Origin of the sequence: Pseudomonas sp. Irchel 3A18, from assembly GCF_900187465.1 — a bacterium.
Taxonomy (GTDB): domain Bacteria; phylum Pseudomonadota; class Gammaproteobacteria; order Pseudomonadales; family Pseudomonadaceae; genus Aquipseudomonas; species Aquipseudomonas cichorii.
On the sequence record NZ_FYDI01000021.1, the window covers coordinates 35,310 to 53,564 of the forward strand.

The 18,255-nt window shown below is 60.2% G+C and carries 14 protein-coding genes; 6 read left to right on the forward strand and 8 right to left on the reverse strand.

Annotated elements, in window-relative coordinates:
* Positions 1–51 precede the first annotated feature (51 nt).
* Together CKW23_RS24620 and CKW23_RS24625 are read left to right on the forward strand one after the other, a co-directional pair.
* A complete protein-coding gene (locus CKW23_RS24620) occupies positions 52–723 on the forward strand; it encodes a response regulator (protein WP_025260372.1) in 672 nt (223 codons plus the stop codon).
* Entirely contained in the window at positions 720–2,054 is a 1,335-nt protein-coding gene (locus tag CKW23_RS24625) for an ATP-binding protein (protein ID WP_025260371.1), read from the forward strand. Before CKW23_RS24620 ends, CKW23_RS24625 begins: the two co-directional genes overlap by 4 nt.
* 45 nt (positions 2,055–2,099) lie before the next feature.
* Here CKW23_RS24625 and CKW23_RS24630 read toward each other — a convergent pair whose 3' ends face one another.
* Positions 2,100–3,116, reverse strand: coding sequence for an NAD(P)-dependent alcohol dehydrogenase (locus CKW23_RS24630; protein WP_025260370.1), 1,017 nt, complete (start codon positions 3,114–3,116; stop codon positions 2,100–2,102).
* Positions 3,117–3,204: 88 nt separating this feature from the next.
* Between CKW23_RS24630 and CKW23_RS24635 the strand changes: the two genes are divergently transcribed.
* Complete coding sequence (locus tag CKW23_RS24635; RefSeq protein ID WP_025260369.1) at positions 3,205–4,110, forward strand: LysR family transcriptional regulator; 906 nt, start codon at positions 3,205–3,207, stop codon at positions 4,108–4,110.
* 69 nt (positions 4,111–4,179) lie between these two features.
* Here the strand turns inward: CKW23_RS24635 and CKW23_RS24640 are convergent, their stop codons facing one another.
* On the reverse strand, positions 4,180–5,526 hold the full coding sequence (locus tag CKW23_RS24640) for an LLM class flavin-dependent oxidoreductase (protein ID WP_025260368.1): 1,347 nt from the start codon (positions 5,524–5,526) through the stop codon (positions 4,180–4,182).
* A gap of 461 nt (positions 5,527–5,987) precedes the next feature.
* Between CKW23_RS24640 and CKW23_RS24645 the strand changes: the two genes are divergently transcribed.
* On the forward strand, positions 5,988–7,304 hold the full coding sequence (locus CKW23_RS24645) for an MFS transporter (RefSeq protein ID WP_025260367.1): 1,317 nt from the start codon (positions 5,988–5,990) through the stop codon (positions 7,302–7,304).
* Here CKW23_RS24645 and CKW23_RS24650 read toward each other — a convergent pair.
* The 5 genes from CKW23_RS24650 to CKW23_RS24670 all read right to left on the reverse strand — a co-directional run bounded on the left by CKW23_RS24650 (position 7,225) and on the right by CKW23_RS24670 (position 14,485).
* A complete protein-coding gene (locus CKW23_RS24650; RefSeq protein WP_095068537.1) occupies positions 7,225–8,571 on the reverse strand; it encodes an amidohydrolase in 1,347 nt (448 codons plus the stop codon). The genes CKW23_RS24645 and CKW23_RS24650 overlap by 80 nt on opposite strands.
* Positions 8,572–8,586: 15 nt before the next feature.
* The gene (locus CKW23_RS24655; protein ID WP_095068539.1) at positions 8,587–9,771 is read right to left on the reverse strand and encodes an acyl-CoA dehydrogenase family protein; all 1,185 of its coding nucleotides are present in this window, start codon (positions 9,769–9,771) and stop codon (positions 8,587–8,589) included.
* Positions 9,772–9,791: 20 nt separating this feature from the next.
* Complete coding sequence (locus CKW23_RS24660; protein WP_025260364.1) at positions 9,792–11,138, reverse strand: MFS transporter; 1,347 nt, start codon at positions 11,136–11,138, stop codon at positions 9,792–9,794.
* A gap of 5 nt (positions 11,139–11,143) precedes the next feature.
* Positions 11,144–13,657, reverse strand: coding sequence for a TonB-dependent siderophore receptor (locus CKW23_RS24665; RefSeq protein ID WP_025260363.1), 2,514 nt, complete (start codon positions 13,655–13,657; stop codon positions 11,144–11,146).
* Between the two features lie 90 nt (positions 13,658–13,747).
* Positions 13,748–14,485 (reverse strand): enoyl-CoA hydratase/isomerase family protein, encoded by a 738-nt coding sequence (locus CKW23_RS24670; RefSeq protein WP_256590485.1) that lies wholly within the window; start codon positions 14,483–14,485, stop codon positions 13,748–13,750.
* 111 nt (positions 14,486–14,596) lie between these two features.
* Between CKW23_RS24670 and CKW23_RS24675 the strand changes: the two genes are divergently transcribed.
* A complete protein-coding gene (locus tag CKW23_RS24675; RefSeq protein WP_025260361.1) occupies positions 14,597–15,619 on the forward strand; it encodes an alcohol dehydrogenase catalytic domain-containing protein in 1,023 nt (340 codons plus the stop codon).
* A gap of 2 nt (positions 15,620–15,621) precedes the next feature.
* A complete protein-coding gene (locus CKW23_RS24680) occupies positions 15,622–17,115 on the forward strand; it encodes a class I adenylate-forming enzyme family protein (protein WP_025260360.1) in 1,494 nt (497 codons plus the stop codon).
* Here CKW23_RS24680 and CKW23_RS24685 read toward each other — a convergent pair.
* A complete protein-coding gene (locus CKW23_RS24685) occupies positions 17,112–17,897 on the reverse strand; it encodes an IclR family transcriptional regulator (protein ID WP_025260359.1) in 786 nt (261 codons plus the stop codon). The genes CKW23_RS24680 and CKW23_RS24685 overlap by 4 nt on opposite strands.
* Between the last annotated feature and the right edge of the window lie 358 nt (positions 17,898–18,255).

Genomic DNA, 18,255 nt, shown 5'->3' on the forward strand with positions numbered 1-18,255 from the left:
TTACGCGCTATTGTGGCAAGTATGAAATCTTGCCCTCCAACAGAGTCGGCCATGCACGTACTGCTGTGTGAAGATGATGAACTCATTGCCAGTGGCATCGTCGCCGGCTTGAGCGCCCAGGGTCTTAACGTCGACCGCGTGGCTTCGGCATCCGCCGCTTATGCCCTGCTGGATGTCGCGCAGTTCGATGTGATGATTCTTGATCTGGGCTTGCCTGATGAGGACGGGATCAGTCTGTTGCGGCGTTTGCGGCTTCTGGGTCAGGCGATACCGGTATTGATTCTGACCGCACGGGATGATGTGGATGACCGCGTCAAAGGGCTGCAAGCGGGAGCTGATGATTACCTGCTCAAGCCCTTTGATCTGAGAGAGCTGTATGCTCGCTTGCATACGCTGGTACGCCGAGTTGCAGGCCGGGCGGTCAATCTCATCGAGCATGGGGCCGTCACCCACGATCCCAGCACTCGAGAAACCTGGCTGGCAGGTGAGGCCATCGACCTTTCGCGTCGTGAGCAGGCATTGCTGCTGGCATTGCTCAACAACCGTGGCCGGGTTCTCTCTATCGAACAGTTGAAAGACAGCGTGTATGGCTTCGGTGATGAGGTCGAGAGCAACGCTTTGAACGTCCATATCTTTCATCTGCGTCGCAAATTGGGTCACGGCATTGTCGAGACTGTACGCGGCTCGGGTTATCGGCTCGGTGCGCTGGCGGCACGCTCATGAGTCTGCGCCTGCGTCTGAGCCTGATTCTTGGGGTTGCCTTTGTCGTGGTCTGGACGCTGGCGGCTACCTGGATGTATCAGGACCTGCGAACCCAGATGATGTATTCCCTCGATCAGCGGCTCGTAGCCTCGGCACGTATGGTCTCTGCCTTGGTCGATCAATTGCCCGAACCTTTGTCGGTGAAGGAGGGCGGTGCACACTTCAGCGCCAACCAGCTGGCTATTCCTGACGGCATGGCCTGTGAGGTCAGTTCGCTGCGCGGTGAAATTCTGGCCAGCAGTCATAACACTGCCGGGAATATTATCGCCAGCCCGAACGGTGGTTTTTATGATCAGGAGATCGACGGCGAGCATTGGCGAACCTTTACTCTTGTCCGTGGTGATGTGCGTATCACCACGGCGGATCGTGAGCAGGAGCGCGAGTCCCTCAACCATTCGGTCCTGCTGTCAGCGTCAGTTCCTGTATCGGTAGCGCTGTTGGCGTGCGTTGCCATGCTTTGGCTGGGGATAGGCAAAGGTTTGTCACCGCTCAAGCGCATGCGAGACGAACTGAAAAAGCGCAACATCGACTCCCTTGAGCCTCTAAAGCTTCGCATGCTGCCCAACGAATTGAAGCCGCTGCTGGAAACACAAAACCACCTGTTGGTGCGTATCAGTCAGGCCGTCGAACGTGAGCGCCGCCTGACCGGGGATGCTGCCCACGAACTGCGCAGCCCGCTCACTGCGATCAAAACCCATTTGCAGGTTGCGCAGATGACTTGCGGTGAAGCCAGAGAACTGGCATTGGTCCGCGCCGAACAAGGGACTGACCGGCTGCATAACACCCTTGAGCAATTGTTGTTGCTGGCCAAGGTGGAAGGCAGCCTGTCATTCGATGACGGCAGCCAGTGCAATGTCGAACAGGCTGTTTCCCTGGCTATTCAGGATACGGGCAGCAATACGGAGCGAATTCACCTGCGTTTCCAGGCAGTGACGCCTTCATCTGTCCTGGACATGCCGTCGGTACTGGCAGTGGCTGCACTTCGCAACCTGCTGGATAACGCCTTGCGGCATAGTCCTGTCGATACGCAGGTTATCGTCAATGTGACAAGCAACAGCGAATTTGCCTTTGTCAGCGTCAGGAATGCCAGCCCAGGCATACCCGAAGATAACCTTCGCCACATGACCGAACGTTTCTGGCGCAGCAGCTCAAGCACGGGTTGCGGACTGGGCCTGGCAATCGTGCAGGCGATCGTTCAGCGTTGCGGTTGCACGATTGACTTCAATAGCACCGGTCAGGATTTTGTGGTGACGTTGGGGCTGCCTTATTCCGAAAGCACTCAACGCATGTAGGAGATTGCGCGGTGTCAGAGGCATCGCGCAATCTCCCGCTGACAGTCAGTTTTTTATGACTACTTTCCCAAATACATTACGGGTGACCAGACGCTCGATCCCCAGTTTCGCATCGTCGAAATCCCAAGTGCTGTCGATGACGGGGTGGATGTCATGTTGGGTGATGAACCGTATAAGGTCATCAAGGTCATTACGGCTGCCAATGGCGATTGGCTGGTAACGTGCCTGACTCATGAACATTGTCATGAACTCGACACCACCCTGCAAGCCGGACAGCGCGCCTACCAGTGTGACCTGGCCGCCCACGGCGATTGATTTTGCGGACTGCTCCAGCGTACCCGCGCCGCCGACTTCCACGATGCGATTTGCTCCGTTGCCGTCAGTCAGTTCCCGAACCTGTTGTGACCATTCAGGTTGGTCTTTGTAATTGATGGTTTCGTCTGCGCCGAGGGCTTTCAGGCGTTCTGCCTTGGTGTCACTTGAGGTCGTCGCGATGACCCGTGCGCCCAGCGCTTTGGCTATCTGAATGGCAAATAGCGAAACGCCTCCGGTGCCTTGGGTCAGCACGGTGTCGCCCGGTTTTACGCCCTTGAGTGCTGTCCAGGCGGTAACACCTGCGCAGGGCAAGGTCGCGGCTTCTTCAAAGCTCAGGCTGTCGGTGATGTGGGTCAGGTACTCTGCGTCTATCGCACGGTAATCGGTCAACCAGCCATCAACATCAATGTTGTAGTGGAGGTGTTTACCGGTATAAGGCCCGTCGATCAGGTCCGGAAAGAATGAATTGGTGACGCGATCTCCGACGCTGAATCGCGTCACGTCAGGCGCAATGGCTACGATCTCGCCAGCTCCGTCCGAGAGAGGGATTCGGCCCGCAGGTGCGGGCAGGAAGTAATGGCCATCCAGGATGATGACATCCCGATAGTTAAGTGAAGAAGCTCGAACCCGGACAAGCACTTCGCCCGGGCCTGGTGTGGGGATAGGTGCTTCGCCGCGCTTCAAGGCATCAACACTGCCGATTTTGTCGAACGTAAAGGCTCGGGATTTATTGGCTTCAGAGCTCATGAGCTTTCCTGATAAAGGGGGTAAGAAAGCTATCTTTGTCTATTGGGGGAGGCTTGAGAAGCCAGCTCCAGGTGATCATACTGTGTAGATGAACTACACAATAAAACGTGGCGACCTGGATGGCGTAGTGGTTTTCCTGGCTGTCGCCGAAGAGCGAGGGTTTCGAGCGGCTGCGCGTCGTCTTGGTATCACTCCGTCTGCAGTCAGTCAGGCGATACGGGCCTTTGAGGACCGTGTGGGCGCCGCCTTGCTGCTACGCACAACCCGAAGCGTCGGCTTGACCGAGGCGGGCGAGCGGTTGCTGCTTCAAGTCCGTCCTGCTGCTCAACAAGTGCTTCAAGGTATAGAGTCCGCTCGCAGCCTGGGTAACTCGGTGACCGGTTTACTGCGTATCAGTGTGCCCAAGGCGAGCGTGCTCATGTTGACCGAGCGCTTTCTCACGGAGTTTCTGCAGGCGCATCCTGGTGTTCAGGTCGAATTCATTGGCGATGACCGAATGGTCGACATTGTCGCCGAAGGCTGTGATGCCGGTGTGCGGCCCAGGAATTTTGTACAGGCAGATATGGTCGCAGTGCCCATTACCGCCGAAGAGCCGCAAGTGGTCGTGGGTTCGCCTGCCTTGTTTGCGCGCTATGGGCGACCCTCATCACCGGATGAAATCGGGAAAATACCCTGCATCGTTTTTCGTCAGGCCAGCACTCTGCTTGATGAGTGGGCTTTCAACGTCGGTGTAGAGAGGCGTGTCATTCCCGTCAGCGGGCCTTTGATACTCGACGATATAGCGGCCTGCATACATGCGGCGGAACACGGTGTCGGCCTGTTCAAATTGCCGCGCTCCCTCGTTGCTCGCAACATTCACGCGGGAACACTTGAAGTCATTCTCGATGCTTACTCCATAGCATTCCCGGGCCTGGCACTGTACTTCCCCAGTCGGCGAACGGTTCTACCGAAGTTGCGGGTTTTTATTGATTACCTGCTTTCCAAATCCATTTAGCCTTCTTTGCCTCAAAATGACGCCCGGGCCTTGTGAACCCGGGCATCAACAAGGATCACTCTCAATGCCTTACGCCGGTTCTGCCACTGCCGAAACCTGCTCAACCTGCTGGGTATAACGATTCTGCGGCACATCAATCCCCAGATGGCCGCGCAGGGTGCTGGTTTCGTATTCGCTGCGGAACAATCCGCGTTCGCGCAGGATCGGCAGTACTTCATCGGTAAATCGAGCGAAGCTGGCCGGTGCGCCGACGTGGATATTGAAGCCGTCCACGGCGCCTTCGTTGAACCAGCGTTCGATTTCGTTGGCAACGGTCAGTGCTGAGCCGGCGAACCCGGTGAAAGGGCGTGCAAAGCGCAGGGCGGTTTCGCGCAGGGTCAGATTTTTTTCCTTTGCGACCCGCTTGATCTTCTCTGCATGGCCGCGATAGCCGTTGCTGCCCAGTTCGCCCAGCTCGGGGAACGGTGCGTCGAGGTCGTACTGGCTGAAGTCGTGGTAGTTGAACGGGCGGCCCAGTTGCACCAGTGCCTTGTTCAGATCTACTTCGCCTTCGCGTTCCAGCAGAATCGCCTGAGCCTGTTCATCGGTGTCGGCAATGATCGGTGTAATGCCGGGGAACAGCAGCACCTGTGCCGGGTCACGGCCTGCGGCTGCGGCACGACGTTTGATATCGGCGTAGTACTCCTGGGCATCCTCGAAATTGTCGACACCGGCAAAGATGCCTTCGGCGATTTCCGCCGCCAGCTTGCGTCCGGACTCGGAAACCCCGGCCTGGAAAATTACCGGCTGACCCTGCGCCGAGCGGGAAATATTCAGGGGTCCGGTGACCGAAAAGAACTCGCCACGGTGGTCCAGGCGGTGCTGCTTGTTCGGGTCGAGGAAGCGTTTGTTGGCCTTGTCCCGAGGGAAAGCGTCGTCTTCATAGGAATCCCACAACCCCTGAACCACCGCCACGTGCTCGCTTGCCCGGCGATAGCGCTCGGTGTGGTCGATATGCTGCTCGCGGCCAAAGTTGCCCGCTGCGCCTTCAAGTCCTGTAGTGACCACGTTCCAGCCGGCACGACCGTGGCTGATCTGATCCAGTGAGGCGAACTGCCGGGCGACGTTGAACGGCTCTGTGTAGGAAGTGGTCAAGGTTGCGACCAGGCCGATCTTGTCGGTGGCACCGGCGAGTGCCGAGAGCAAGGTCAGTGGTTCCAGCCGGTTGAGAAAGTGCGGTGCCGAGTCCGGGGTGATGTAGGGGCTGTCGACGATGAATACGAAGTCTAAATGCGCTGCCTCGGCCGCTCGTGCCTGCTGTTTGTACCAGTCGATATCGATGCTGGCGTTGCCGGGAATATCCGGGTGCAACCACTCCTGCTGGTCGGTTCCTACGCCGGTCAGGATGGCGCCAAAGTGCAGTTGGCGTTTGCTCATGGGGTCAAGTCCTTTCGCTGGAATAGAGGGGGGTCATGGCTGTCATGCCCGGGCCTGTCGAGCGGGTTGGCTGTCGGCGTCCAGTACCGCGTCCACAGCATCGATATTGAGGGATTCGCTCATGACAGGCTCCTGGCGAAGGTCGGCGGGGAAACGGCCTTCGCCAGGAAAGGGGTCGGACTGGAATAGACGATAGGCCTCTGAGAAATGCCTGTGAAAGTCTTTTTCGGTCTAAGCTAATTATGTATTTTTGTTATGTTGATGATTTATAAAATCAGTTTTATATATTTTAAGCCTGTCACAGCAGGAGCGAATTCATTCGCGAAAAGGCTGCGTTCGCGAATAAATTCGCTCTTGCCGAGTCTTGAGAGGTTTCATGAAACTAAAACCGCAGGCCATCGGTCATTAACCTCGCAGAGGTTGGTCATGTCGCAAAACCTCCAGTATTGAAGATGTCCGCCTTGGCCAGTCACTCGGATCGCCGCAACAATTTCTCCCTCGATAGCCTCAATTTTTTCCTCGCGGACGTACGCGACGGGCTTGGGCCTTACCTGGCGATTTACCTGTTGGCTGTTCATCATTGGGAGCCCGCCAGCATTGGTGTGGTGATGACGATTGCCGGGATAGCCGGGCTTATCACGCAGACTCCTGCTGGAGCACTGGTCGATAGTGCTCGTGGCAAGCGGACGATCATTGCGGTTGCGGCATTGCTGGTGACCGGCAGTTGCCTGATGCTGCCTTTCGTGACTTCATTCACGCTGGTCGCCCTGACCCAGGCCATGAGTGCCGTGGCTGCATCGGTTTTTGCCCCGGCCATTGCCGCGATTACTCTGGGCATCACCGGGCCTCGTGCTTTCACCCGCCGTACCGGGCGCAACGAAACCTTCAACCATGCGGGTAATGCCTGCGCGGCCTTGTTGGCTGGCGGTTTCGCCTACCTGTTCGGGCCTGTTGCAGTCTTCTATCTGATGGCCGTCATGGCGCTGGGCAGTGTGATTGCGGTCAGCTTCGTTTCGGCGGATGCCATTGATCATGACCTTGCCCGAGGCCTGGATACAAGCGATGCGCGGCATGTTGAGCCGCCTTCGGGATTTTCCGTGCTGCTCACCAACAGGCCACTGCTGCTGTTCGGCATTTGCTGCGCGCTGTTCCATCTGGCGAATGCCGCGATGCTGCCGCTGGTGAGCCAGAAACTGGCGCAGGTCAATCTGCAGATGGCAACGCCATTGACGTCAGCCTGCATCGTTGCAGCGCAACTGGTCATGGTACCTGCCGCGTTACTGGTGGGCGCCAAAGCCGATTTGTGGGGGCGTAAACCGTTGCTGTTGATCGGTTTCCTGATCCTGCCGTTGCGCGGCGCGCTTTATACCCTGTCCGACGACCCTTACTGGCTGGTCGCCGTTCAATTGCTGGACGGTATCGGTGCGGGCATTTTCGGTGCCCTGTTTCCGGTGATCGTCAAAGACCTCACGTATGGCACCGGGCACTTCAATATCAGCCTTGGCGCGCTCTCGACGGTCTTTGGCCTTGGCGCGGCATTGAGTAACAGCCTGGCGGGCTTTGTGGTTCAGGAGGCTGGTTACAGCGCTGCGTTTCTGACCCTTGCGGCTGTGGCGGCGGTTGCTCTGATCCTGCTGTGGGTGGCGGTGCCTGAGACCCTCAACGCTAGCCAGCAGCTTTCACAAGAGCTGCCGGGCACTATTCGCCAGCCATATACCTCAACGTCATCCGGCTCAGCGCCCGAATCCCCACGGCAAGGCTTGGATCATCCACGGTAAACCCCGGTGAATGGGTCGGCCAGACGGCCTTGCCTTCCAGCGCAGGGGGTGTAACGCCCATGCGCATGAAGGTCCCCGGAATCTGCCGTGCATACTCGGCGAAGTCGTCGGCGCCGTAGGTGCCGTTGTCGATTTTTACGGGTGTGGTGGAGACTTCTTGCAGCACCGGCAGCAATCGGTCGACCAGTGCGGTGTCGTTGTGGCCTGCGCGGTAGTTGCCTGGCAGGTAGTCGATCTCTGCCGTGGCGCCGGAGGCTTCGGCGATTTTTTCTGCCGTGCGGCGCATGCGCATCAGCACGTCTTCGCGCTGTTCATCGCTGACGGTGCGGATCGAGCCTTCCAGGCGCACTTCGGCAGGGATGATGTTGTGGCGGTCGCCGGCTTCGATCCGGCCTACCGAAATCACCGGAGCAGGCAGCAGGCTCAGGTTCGACTGGCGGCTGGGAATGGTCTGCCAGGCGAGGATGGTCTGGGCCGCGACGGGGACCGGATCAATGCCGGTCCAGGGGAATGCGGCGTGGGTCTGGCGACCCTTGATACGGGCGACGAAGGTATCGGCTGCCGCCGTGGTGCGGTTGCGGCTCAAGGTGAAGGTGCCAGCAGTGCCGGCAGTGACATGCAGGCCGAAGATCACAGCGGGTGCTGGATGGGTCAGGACACCTTGTTCGATCATCAATTGCGCACCGCCTTTTTCGCCCAGCGGCGGACCTTCTTCAGCGGGCTGGAATATCAGTTTGAGGGTGCCTGGCAGTTCACTGCGATGGGCCGCAAGTACTTCGGCCACGCCGAGAGCCATGGCCATGTGCGCGTCATGGCCGCAGGCATGCATCACGCCGACTTCCTTGCCACGGGTGCGGAAGTCACCGCTTTGGTCCTGAACGCGCACGGTCGAGGCATACGGCAGGCCGGTCTGCTCGATCAGCGGCAGGGCATCCAGTTCGGCCCGGATGGCCACCACCGGTCCCGGCTTGCCGCCACGCAGTACGCCGACCACGCCGGTATGGGCGATGCCGGTCTGCACCTCAAGGCCCAGCTCACGCAGCCGTTCGGCGATGCGTTTGCTGGTGTTGAATTCGCGATTGCCCAGTTCCGGGTGTTGGTGAATGTCATGGCGAAGTTCGATCACGCCGGGCAGGACGCGGGCGAGCTGTGCATCCAGATCAGCCCAGGCAGCCGGTTCAGCGGCCCGGACCTGGCTCGACAGCAAGGTCAACAACAGTGAGGCGCCTGCTATCAGGGGCGCACAGGGCTTGCGATTCGGCTGCATGGGAAACCTGCTCTGTCAGTAGGTGAAGGCAATCGGCGGGTAGTTACCGTTGAGCAGGTAGTCACCGATGGCCTTGTACTTGTAGGCCACGGCATCGTGGGTGGTGTGGGTCCGGGCATTGCGCCAGTGGCGGTCGAAGTTGTACCTCGATTGCGTGGTGGCAGCACCGCCCACTTCGTACAGCCGCTCGCAGACATGCAGCGAGGCGCGGGTGGAGGCGATCTTCGCCTCGGCCACGGCAATCGAAGAGCGCGCCAGCAGAGCGTCCAGTTCTTCGCCGGCCAGCAGGCCCTGCAATTGAGCGCGGGCCGCGAGATCGACACTCAGCGCAGACTTTTCAACCAGCGCTTCGGCACCATGAATCGCCGCCGAAAGGTCGCCGATGGTGTGCAGGATGTAAGGATCGTTACGGGCCTTGTCGACACCGCTTTCGCGAACCGGGCGCGAGCCGTTGCGTGCCCAGTGTACGGCGTCGTCCAGCGCTGCCAGGCCAATGCCGATATCGATGGAGCAGTGGATGAGTTGCGCGCTGGCCCCGACGTAGTTGCGCCGCTGATACCACTGGGCCAGAGGAATCACCTGCTCCGGTTGCACGATGACATTTTCCAGCAAGGTGCTGCCGCTGGCGGTGCTGCGCTGGCCCATGCCGTCCCAGTCATCGAGCAGGGTGATGCCAGGCGTGTTGGCGGGCAGGATCACGTAAAGCGCGTTGCCTTCTTCGTCCACCGCCTGGATCTTCAGCAGGTCGGCGAACAGGCAGCCGGTGCTGTAGAACTTGCTGCCATTGAGAATCAGCTGTTCGCCACGGCGCTCAAGGCGGGTATGGATTTCACCGCGAAAGGTGCCGCTGCGCTCGGCGACTGCGCCAGAGGATAATTGCCGGTCGGCAAAGGCGCTGAGGTAGCGGCGCTGTTGTTCCGGGTTGGCGATCAGGCGCAGGTGTTCGACGGTGGCGAAATGCGGAAACAGCGCCTGGGCCACGCACGGGTCGGCCTTGCCCAGGGCGATGAATATCTGCGCCACCTGTAACTGGCTGATATCGCCGCCGCCCAGTTCGGTCGGCACGCGAGCGGCCCCCAGCCCCGACTCGCGGATCAGGTCGAGCTGAGCGTAGGGCAGGGTGCGGTTGGCATCGCGTTCCGCTGCGCCGGGTTGAATGTGGGTGGCCAGTTCATGGGCCAGTGCCAGGTAATCAGTCATGTGCAACTCTCGAAAAGGGTTCAGGGTGCATCGCGCAAGGCCTGGCGTGAAACGCCGAGCAAAAGGATCAGGGTGCCGCAGGCCACCAGGGCTGCGACTATGTAGAGCGCCAGGCTGATACTGCCTGTGTTGGTCTTGATCGAGCCGATCATGATTGGCGTCAGCAGGCTGCTGACTTGTCCGCAGCAATTGACCAGTGCCAGGCCCGCGGCCTTGGCACCGTCCGACAGGTAATAGGTGGGGATGGTCCAGAAAATCGACGTGGCCACAAGATAGCCGCTGGTCATCACGGTCAGTACGGCAATCGCCGACCATGGGCTGAACAGCATTTGCGGCAGGATCGCCATCGCCAGTGCGGCGGTCAGCCCGCCCAGTGCGAAGTGCCAGCGACGTTCCTGATGCAGGTCCGAATGGCGGCAGGCCCAGAGCATCATGCACACACCGACGACATAGGGCAGTGCCGAGAGCAGTCCCAGATGCCCGAGGTTGCTGACCCCCGAATCGCGGATGATCGACGGCGCCCAGATATTGGTGACGTTGCCGGTGCACATGATGGTCAGGCAGTAAGCCAGGGTGATGAACCAGACCTTGCGGTCTTTCAGTGCCTCGACGAAGCGCTGATGGCCGCTTGGCTGACGTTGCTTGCGTTCATGGGCAAGGGCGTTGGCGATGGCCTGCTTTTCGGTGCTGCTCAACCATTTTGCATTGGCCGGTTTATCGTCCAGCCAGTACCAGGCGAACAGCCCGGCCAGCACCGGTGGAATACCGGTGACGACAAACAGCCATTGCCAGCCGGTAAAGCCGCCAAGGCCGCCGAAGTGGCTCATGATCCAGGTCGACAACGGGCCGCCGATAATCCCGCAAACGGCAATCGCCATGATGAAGCGCGAGGTGATCCGCGCCCGATGGCTGGCCGGAAACCAGTAGGTCAGGTACAGGATCACGCCCGGGAAGAACCCGGCCTCGGCCGCGCCCAGCAGTATCCGCAGCACATAGAATTGCGCGGGCGTCTGGGCGAAGGCGGTGGCGATGGTCACCAGGCCCCAGAGGATCATGATCCGGGTCATGGTTTTCTTCGCGCCGAACCTCTCCAGCAACAGGTTGCTGGGGATCTCGAACAGCAGATAACCGATGGAGAACACCCCGACGATGATGCCGAAGGTGGCATCGCTGATGTTCAGGTCGGTCTTGAATTGCAGGTGGGCAAAACTGATGTTGACCCGGTCCAGCCAGTTCAGGACAAAACACAGAAACAGGAACGGCATGATTCGCCACGCCAGCTTGCGGTACAGGCGTTGGTCGAAAACCACCTCAGTGTCTTCTGTGGCAGGTTGCGTGCTAGCGGGTAAAGCGCCGGGAGTACTCATGGGGGTTACCAGCTCACGTCAAGTTTGGCGAAGTAGTAGGCACCTTCCAGTCCGTAGGGCGAGTACCAGCTATAGGTCGGGTTGTCGGTGGGGAAGAAGTAGAAACGCTTGGCCTCTTCGTTGAGCTGTTGTGGCCTGCGATCAAAGATGTTCTCGCCGCCGACGGTCACTTTTATGGCATCGCTCAGCCAGTAACCCAGGCTCAGGTCGGTGATGAGTGCCGGGCGGATTTCCTCGTCGCGGCTGGCGGAAACCTGATTGCGTCCGGTGACTTTCGAGTAGCGCGTACCCTTGAGCGTTACGTCGAAATCGTCCAGTTGCCAGGCGGCGGTCAGGGACGTGACGTTCTTCGGGTAAGCCGTGGTCAGGTTGCCCTGACGATCACGACCCACGGCGCTGACGCCGGTACCGGCCAGTGATTCTGGCTCCTTGATTTTCTCGATGGTTTGCAGGCTCTGGTTGCTCAGCAGGGTCCATTTGGTCTTGCCGTAGCGGCCCAGGTCATAGCGGTAATCGGCCACCAGGTCGATACCACGGGTGCGGGTGTCGGCCAGGTTGCCGAAGTAGGACACGATCTGGTTCGGGTCCAGGCCATTGGCCGCCAGCAGGTTGGAGACTGCAGTGCCTTGCAGGTTGCTGGTCTGCAGGATGCGGTCCTTGATATCGATCTGATACAGATCGACTGTCACATTGAGGTTTTCCGTCGGCGTGGCGACAAAGCCCAGGCTGTAGTTCATCGAACGTTCGGGTTTCAGCTCCTTGGCGCCGAGTGCCTGACCGGCAGCATCATCCACCGTCACATAGCGAGTGACTGCCTGTTCCAGTTGGCCGTTCAGCGGGCTGGTGCGCCAGGCGGTGAGCGACGAGGAGTAATACTGTTGTTGCAGCGACGGCGCACGGAAACCGTTGCTGATTGTGCCGCGTACGGCGAACTGCGGCGTAAAGGCATAGCGCGTCGAGAACTTGCCGCTGCCGGTATCGCCAAAGTCGCTGTAATGCTCGAAACGTCCGGCCAGGCTGACATCCCATTGCTCGGTCAGGCTTTGGCTGAGGTCGATGTAGCCAGCGGTGTTGGTGCGTGAATAGTTGTGTGCATCTTGCGGCGTGAAACCGACCAGCCCCGGTGCGCCAGGGTTCGGGCGTTGTCCGGCCAACGGATGACCGACGGGGAAGATGTAGCCGCCATCGGCGTATGAAGCGTATTCGCCCGCTTCGATGGCGAAGCCGTCGCGGCGGAATTCCAGCCCGGTGGAAACGTTCAGCGGCTTGGCGAACAGCCCTGTATCAAAGCCACGGGTCAGGTCGAGGTTGTTGGTCCATTGGCTGGCAATCAGATGGCCGCCATCCATGTCGCGAGGGCTGTCCGGACCCAGCGACGGGTTCAGCGAGCGTTCGTTGCGGGTGTTGGCATCGTTGCGGCCATAGCTGGTGCTCAGGTCCCAGCGCCAGCCGAGCAGGTTTTCATGGCGTGCGCCGAATACGGTCTGGAAGTCGTCCTCTTCCACCACGAAGCGCGGTGAGAAACCGTCCGGGTATACCGAGACGATGTTCTGCGGCGAGTTGGCGGTACGGTAAGTCCCCCAACTGGTGGAGTTGCGGTGGCTGAGGGTGGAGAACGAGTAGAGGCTGACCTCATCGTTGAGCGGCAACTCGGCGTTGTAGCCGAAGTTATAGGTTTGTGAGCGAGGCTGGCCGAGTTGCTGGCGATAGCGGCTTTCGCTGGTTTCCCGTGGGTCGGCACTGCCGTTCTGCGGGAAATAGATGCGGGTGCGGTCAGGTACTGCACCCGCGACGTTGGAGCTTTCCTGAATGCCGATATCGGCGCTGAGGCTGAAGAAACCGTCATTGGGCAGCTCGAAGCCCTGGTTGATCTGGCCTTGGCCTCGAGCGCCGAAGTTGCCCTTGCCGCCGACCCTTTCCTTGTATTGCCCGTACAGCGCGCTGGCGCTGCCGCCGGAACGGTTGGTTTTGAGGATGATGTTGATCACCCCGGCGATGGCGTCCGAGCCGTATTGCGCAGCGGCACCGTCACGCAGCACTTCGATATGGTCGACTGCGCTGACCGGGATCAGGTCCAGGTCGGCGGGTGACTGGCCGCTGGAGGTAGCAGCGGTCTGCACGAAGATCAGCGAGGTGTTGTGGCGGCGTTTGCCGTTGACCAGCACCAGCACGTGGTTACCGCCCAGGCCGCGCAGGGTCGCGGACTTCACCGACAGCCCGGTGCCGCCGGTAAAACCGGCGGCATTGGTGTAGGACGGCACGCTGGCGGCCAGGGCATCGCGCAGGTTCTGTTTGCCCGAGCGGGCCAGGTCGTCGGCGCTGATCACGTCGATGGGGGCCAGGCTCTTGGCCACGGTGCGGCCCTCATCGCGGGCACCGGTTACGACGACTGTCTGCAGAGCAGTATCAGTGCTGCCGATTGTGCTTTCGGCGGCGAATGCCAACGGGGTGGCGCAAAGGCCGAGGGTCGCTGCGGTCAGCAGGTTGAGCCTGGGCTGGAAAGTGTTGGGGCGAGACATGGTGAGGCTCCGATTCTGGTGCCGCTTTCCATTCCTGGTGGTGTGTGTTCCTGACAGTACTGGCGAGGCGAAAAGTGTTAGTTATTGTGGTTATCGGTAGAGCATGACGTCCTGGCGGGCCTGGTCGACCAGGGCCATGTACTGCTTGAGACGGTCTTTTCTCTGGGCCAGCAGCAGGGTCTTGGTCCATTCCACCGCCTTGGGCGAATGGGCGGCCAGGCGTGATGCCAGTTCCAGCGCACTGGCATGGGCGTCGTCCGCGAGCTGGTTGACCAGCCCCATGGCCAGCGCCTGCGAGGCATCGAACTGGCGAGCACTGAGCATGATGTCCAGCGCCGCGGCTTCGCCGATCAGCCCTGGCAGGGTAATGGCGCTGAACCCCGACAACATGCCGTGCTGCACTTCCGGAAAGCTGAAACGAGTGTCATGTCGGGCAATGCGAAAGTCGCAATGAATCGCCAGGCTGATGCCCAGGCCCAGGGTGTGGCCGTGCAGTGCGGCAATCACCGGCTTGTTCAGGTCGAAGCCGACGCCGGGCAGGGCGCGGGCGAGCAATTCGCTGCTCACGGCTTCGCCAGTGGCTTCGATTTCCTTGAGGTCGGAGCCTGCGCAGAACGCGCGCTCGCCTGCGCCACGCAGAACGATTGCGCGTACGGCCTGATCGTCACCGGCGCGCTGCCAGATTTCGCCCAGTTCGCGTTTGGCCTGGCTGTCCAGGGCGTTCAGACGCTCGGGGCGGTTGAGAGTGACCTGCAGAACGCCTTCCCCAAGGTGTTGATACTCGACTGTCATGACTTCGATTTCGCTGAGTGTGAAAGAAAGACGCATTGCCTCTTGAGGTCCGCGTCAAAGTGAGGAAAACTTAATTGATGTTCATAATGCAAACAACATGTTTGTTATATGAACATATTCTTAATAGGTCACTAATGGTTATAAAAAATGAAAGCGATAGTCCTGAAAGCCTTCGGCGGGCCTGAGCAACTGCAAGTCGAAGAGGTGCCTACGCCACAGATCGGTCCGGGTGAAGTACTGGTCAAGGTTCACGCTGCAGGCGTCTGCCATCACGATTTGCTGCACCGTGCCGGGCATCTTCCCGGTGCGCATACCGGCGTGGTGCTGGGCCATGAAGTGGCCGGCGAGGTTGTCGAGGTCGGCGCGGGCGTCTTGCAACTGGTGGTCGGCTCCAGGGTTGTGGTCTATCAGCGACGTTTCTGTGGCCAGTGCCGAGATTGCCTGCGCGGGCGCCAGGATTTGTGTCGGGCACTGGGCCTGCCATCGGTGGATACCGAAGGTGCCTATGCCCAATACCTGCGTATTCCGGCGATCTCGGCAATCGAATTGCCTGAGGGGCTGGATTACACCCTGGCGGCGCTGGCGTCCTGCCCGATTGCCACCAGCGTGCGGGCATTGCACGGCGAGGCGGCGCTCAAACCGGGTGAAACCGTATTGATCAACGGCGCCAGTGGTGGCTTGGGCGCGCATCAGATCCAGTTGGCCCGGGCGCTGGGCGCGCGAGTGATTGCCGTGACCGGCAGCGCCGCGAAGCGCGATTTCCTTCATGAGCTGGGCGCCCATGAAGTGGTGGTTTCAGATGGCAGCTACAGTGCCGAAGTCTGGAAGCTGACCGGCAAGCGCGGCGTGGATGTGGCGATGGAAAACCTCGGGCACACCCTTGAAGACACCTTGCGCAGCATGACCCTGGGTGGGCGCGTTGTGGTGCTCGGTAATGTCCAGCCGGGGAGTGTGCCGATCCCGCCGGGCTTGTTGATCGGTCGGCGGCTCAAGGTTCAGGGATCGGGCAGTGCCACTGTGGAGGAACTGCGGGTCGCGCTGGCACTGATCCATAGCGGACAGGTGCGGCCCTTGATCGACCGGGTGTTGCCGTTTCAGCACGTGAGCGAGGCCCATGCGCTGCTGGAGTCGCGTCAGGTCAATGGGCGTATTGTTTTGAGTGGGTGGTAGAGATGGATATCAGTACCTTGCTGGGGCAGGCCGCTTGTAAATGGCCTGATCTGCCAGCGTTGAGCGAGCCGGCCAGTGCTCGCAGCCTGAGTTTTCTTGATCTCGACCGCGCTCTTACCGCGTTCGGCCAGGTGCTGGACCGGCTCGACATCGCACCCGGTTCGCGGGTGGCGTTGCTGGCGGATGCCAGTATCGATTACCTGATCGCCGACTATGGCTGCATGGCCAATGGACGTGTCCGCGTACCCCTTGATCCGGCACTGTCGCCTGATGAACTGCTGGCCCAGTTGCGCGATGCCGGTGCAGCCTTGCTGCTGTTTTCCGATCAGTACGCGGCGGTTGCCGAAGGTCTGGCGCTGGCGGGCATTGCCTGTCGTGCTCTGGGTTCGGTTATCGAAACAGCGCCTGCCGACCTCCTGCCCCGTGCCGGACAACCGGCCCAGGCCCTGGCTTCTTTGAACTATACCGGTGGCACTACCGGCGTGCCCAAGGCGGTCATGCACCGGCATGCCAGCCTCTGCGCCGTGTTGCAGAACATCGTGATGGGCCGTGGTGCGGCGGTGGGCGACGTGCTGCTCAATGTCCGCCCGTTATGGCCGATTGCGGCGGTAGCGGTGCTGGCGCATCTGCTCAGCGGCGGGCAAGTGGTGCTGGGCGGGCGTTTTGACAGCAAGACCTTTCTGGCGCAGTTGAGTGAGCAGCGGGTTGCCTTCAGTTCTCTGGTGCCGACTCAACTGTTGCGCCTGCTGCGTGAGAACGGCAGCGAGCCCGCGCAGTTGCCTGCCTTCAAGAGCCTGGATATCGGCGCAGCCGCCTTGAGTGGTGAAGTGCTGGAAGGCTCCTTCAGAGTGTTCAATGGGCGAATCAGTGTGCTTTACGGCATGACCGAAGCGCCCTGGAGTTGCTACCTCGCCGCCGCGCAAATGGCTGCGTTACGCAATGCCGGAGAAAGCGCCGAAGGCGTGGTAGGGCGGCCATTGTTTTCTGCGGCCATCCGCATCCACCAGCCGGACGCCAATGGCATGGGCGAGATTCTGCTGGGCGGGCCGCAATTGATGAGCGGCTACTGGCAGCAGGAGGCCAAGAGTGCCGAAGCGCTGGATAACGGCTGGCTGCGCAGTGGTGACCTGGGACGGATTCGTGATGATGGGCAACTGGTCGTGCTCGGGCGCTGCAAGGACATCATTCGCAGTGGCGGCAAGTCGGTACAACCTGGCGAAGTCGAGCAGAGCCTGCTGAGCTGTCCGGGCGTCAAGGAGGCCCATGTGTTCGGTCTGGCGGATATCGAGTGGGGTGAGCAGGTGTGTGCGGCAGTGGTGGTTGACCCGGCGAGCCCGCCGTCGTTGCAGCAACTGGCCGAGCATTGTCGCGCCAGCCTGTCGCGGCACAAGGTCCCGCGACAGATCTACTTCATCGACGAATTGCCGCGTTCGCATTACGGCAAGGTGCAGAAAAACCGCCTGCTTGAGGCGCTTGGGCCGCAGTTGCCGGCTTAAAGATTGCCGAGTTGCGCCGCGATGCCCTCGCAGGCGCGACGCACATGGCTGGCCAGTGGCGAGGCGGGATGGGTTTCATCCTCCATCGCCAGGCCTGCCACCACCACGGCGCCCAGCGCCAGGCCTGCCTCAAGGCGAATCGGAAAGGCCACGGACGACAGGCCCGGCTTGAACTCGCCCTGACCGAAGGCGAAATCCTGCTGGCTGCGGATCTTCTCCAGTGCGGGCAACACTCTGGCGTAGCGCTCCTGGCCCAGAATGTTCAGCGCCGCGTCTTCACTGTAGGTGGACAGCACGGCGCGGCCGCTGGGGCTGCCATCGATGGGGTACTGATCGGCCAGATCGACGATGACGTTGAGCGGCGTGGTCGGTGTCCACATCCTCTCGATCAACACCACTTGATCACCCACCGGAACCGACAGCGAGACGATTGCCTGGCGTTCGCCAATCACCCGTTGCAGTTCGATGGCGTAGGGCAGGGCGATCTTGCGCAGGTTCATGCGGTTCAGATAGGCCGCCGAGTAGATCAGGCTCTCAGGTCCGATGCGGTAGGTCGCGCCCTGGGACTCGATCAGGCTCCAGTAGGTCAGGGTTTTGAGCAGGCGATGGATGGTGGAGCGATCAATGCCGGTCAACCGCGCCAGATCCAGCGCACTGGCGCCGTTCTTGAGGCCGGCCAGGGTTCGCAGCAGAACAATCGAACGGTCAATGACCTGAACGCGCCCGCCGCCAGCGTTTTCCTTGCTGCTATTGAGTGCGGGGTGAGTCGAAGAGATATCCATCGTGGCAGTGTTTTCCGAGAGCATTTTGATCGGCAGGCTCGAATGCTGGCCTGACCGGTCGCCAAGGTTAGCCGTGATCGGATGCCGGGTGAAGAGCCAACTGACGTTGTATCGGCTTTATTGCAAAGCGCAACTTGAGCATTTATTTGCATCGCGTTTAGAACAAATATGCATTTGAGTTATGAGCATGGAACCAATAGCGATATCCATTGCGTGGTATCGGTCGTTAAGTGGCGTTCTATGGATGTAATAGCAGTTATTTATCTGCTGCTACAGTTCATGCACTGGTCGTTGGCATGAAACCGCTTGCCTTGGCAGCATCCGGTGCTGTTTTGCCAGCATCTTGCCGTGCTCACGC

What these genes read in the sequence shown, in the direction of transcription:
- CKW23_RS24685 (WP_025260359.1), bottom strand. Translation starts at nt 17,897, where the DNA reads ATGGATATCTCTTCGACTCACCCCGCACTCAATAGCAGCAAGGAAAAC.
- CKW23_RS24665 (WP_025260363.1), bottom strand. Translation starts at nt 13,657, where the DNA reads ATGTCTCGCCCCAACACTTTCCAGCCCAGGCTCAACCTGCTGACCGCA.
- CKW23_RS24675 (WP_025260361.1), top strand. Translation starts at nt 14,597, where the DNA reads ATGAAAGCGATAGTCCTGAAAGCCTTCGGCGGGCCTGAGCAACTGCAA.
- CKW23_RS24630 (WP_025260370.1), bottom strand. Translation starts at nt 3,116, where the DNA reads ATGAGCTCTGAAGCCAATAAATCCCGAGCCTTTACGTTCGACAAAATC.
- CKW23_RS24650 (WP_095068537.1), bottom strand. Translation starts at nt 8,571, where the DNA reads ATGCAGCCGAATCGCAAGCCCTGTGCGCCCCTGATAGCAGGCGCCTCA.
- CKW23_RS24670 (WP_256590485.1), bottom strand. Translation starts at nt 14,485, where the DNA reads ATGCGTCTTTCTTTCACACTCAGCGAAATCGAAGTCATGACAGTCGAG.
- CKW23_RS24655 (WP_095068539.1), bottom strand. Translation starts at nt 9,771, where the DNA reads ATGACTGATTACCTGGCACTGGCCCATGAACTGGCCACCCACATTCAA.
- CKW23_RS24660 (WP_025260364.1), bottom strand. Translation starts at nt 11,138, where the DNA reads ATGAGTACTCCCGGCGCTTTACCCGCTAGCACGCAACCTGCCACAGAA.
- CKW23_RS24620 (WP_025260372.1), top strand. Translation starts at nt 52, where the DNA reads ATGCACGTACTGCTGTGTGAAGATGATGAACTCATTGCCAGTGGCATC.
- CKW23_RS24640 (WP_025260368.1), bottom strand. Translation starts at nt 5,526, where the DNA reads ATGAGCAAACGCCAACTGCACTTTGGCGCCATCCTGACCGGCGTAGGA.
- CKW23_RS24625 (WP_025260371.1), top strand. Translation starts at nt 720, where the DNA reads ATGAGTCTGCGCCTGCGTCTGAGCCTGATTCTTGGGGTTGCCTTTGTC.
- CKW23_RS24635 (WP_025260369.1), top strand. Translation starts at nt 3,205, where the DNA reads ATGAACTACACAATAAAACGTGGCGACCTGGATGGCGTAGTGGTTTTC.
- CKW23_RS24680 (WP_025260360.1), top strand. Translation starts at nt 15,622, where the DNA reads ATGGATATCAGTACCTTGCTGGGGCAGGCCGCTTGTAAATGGCCTGAT.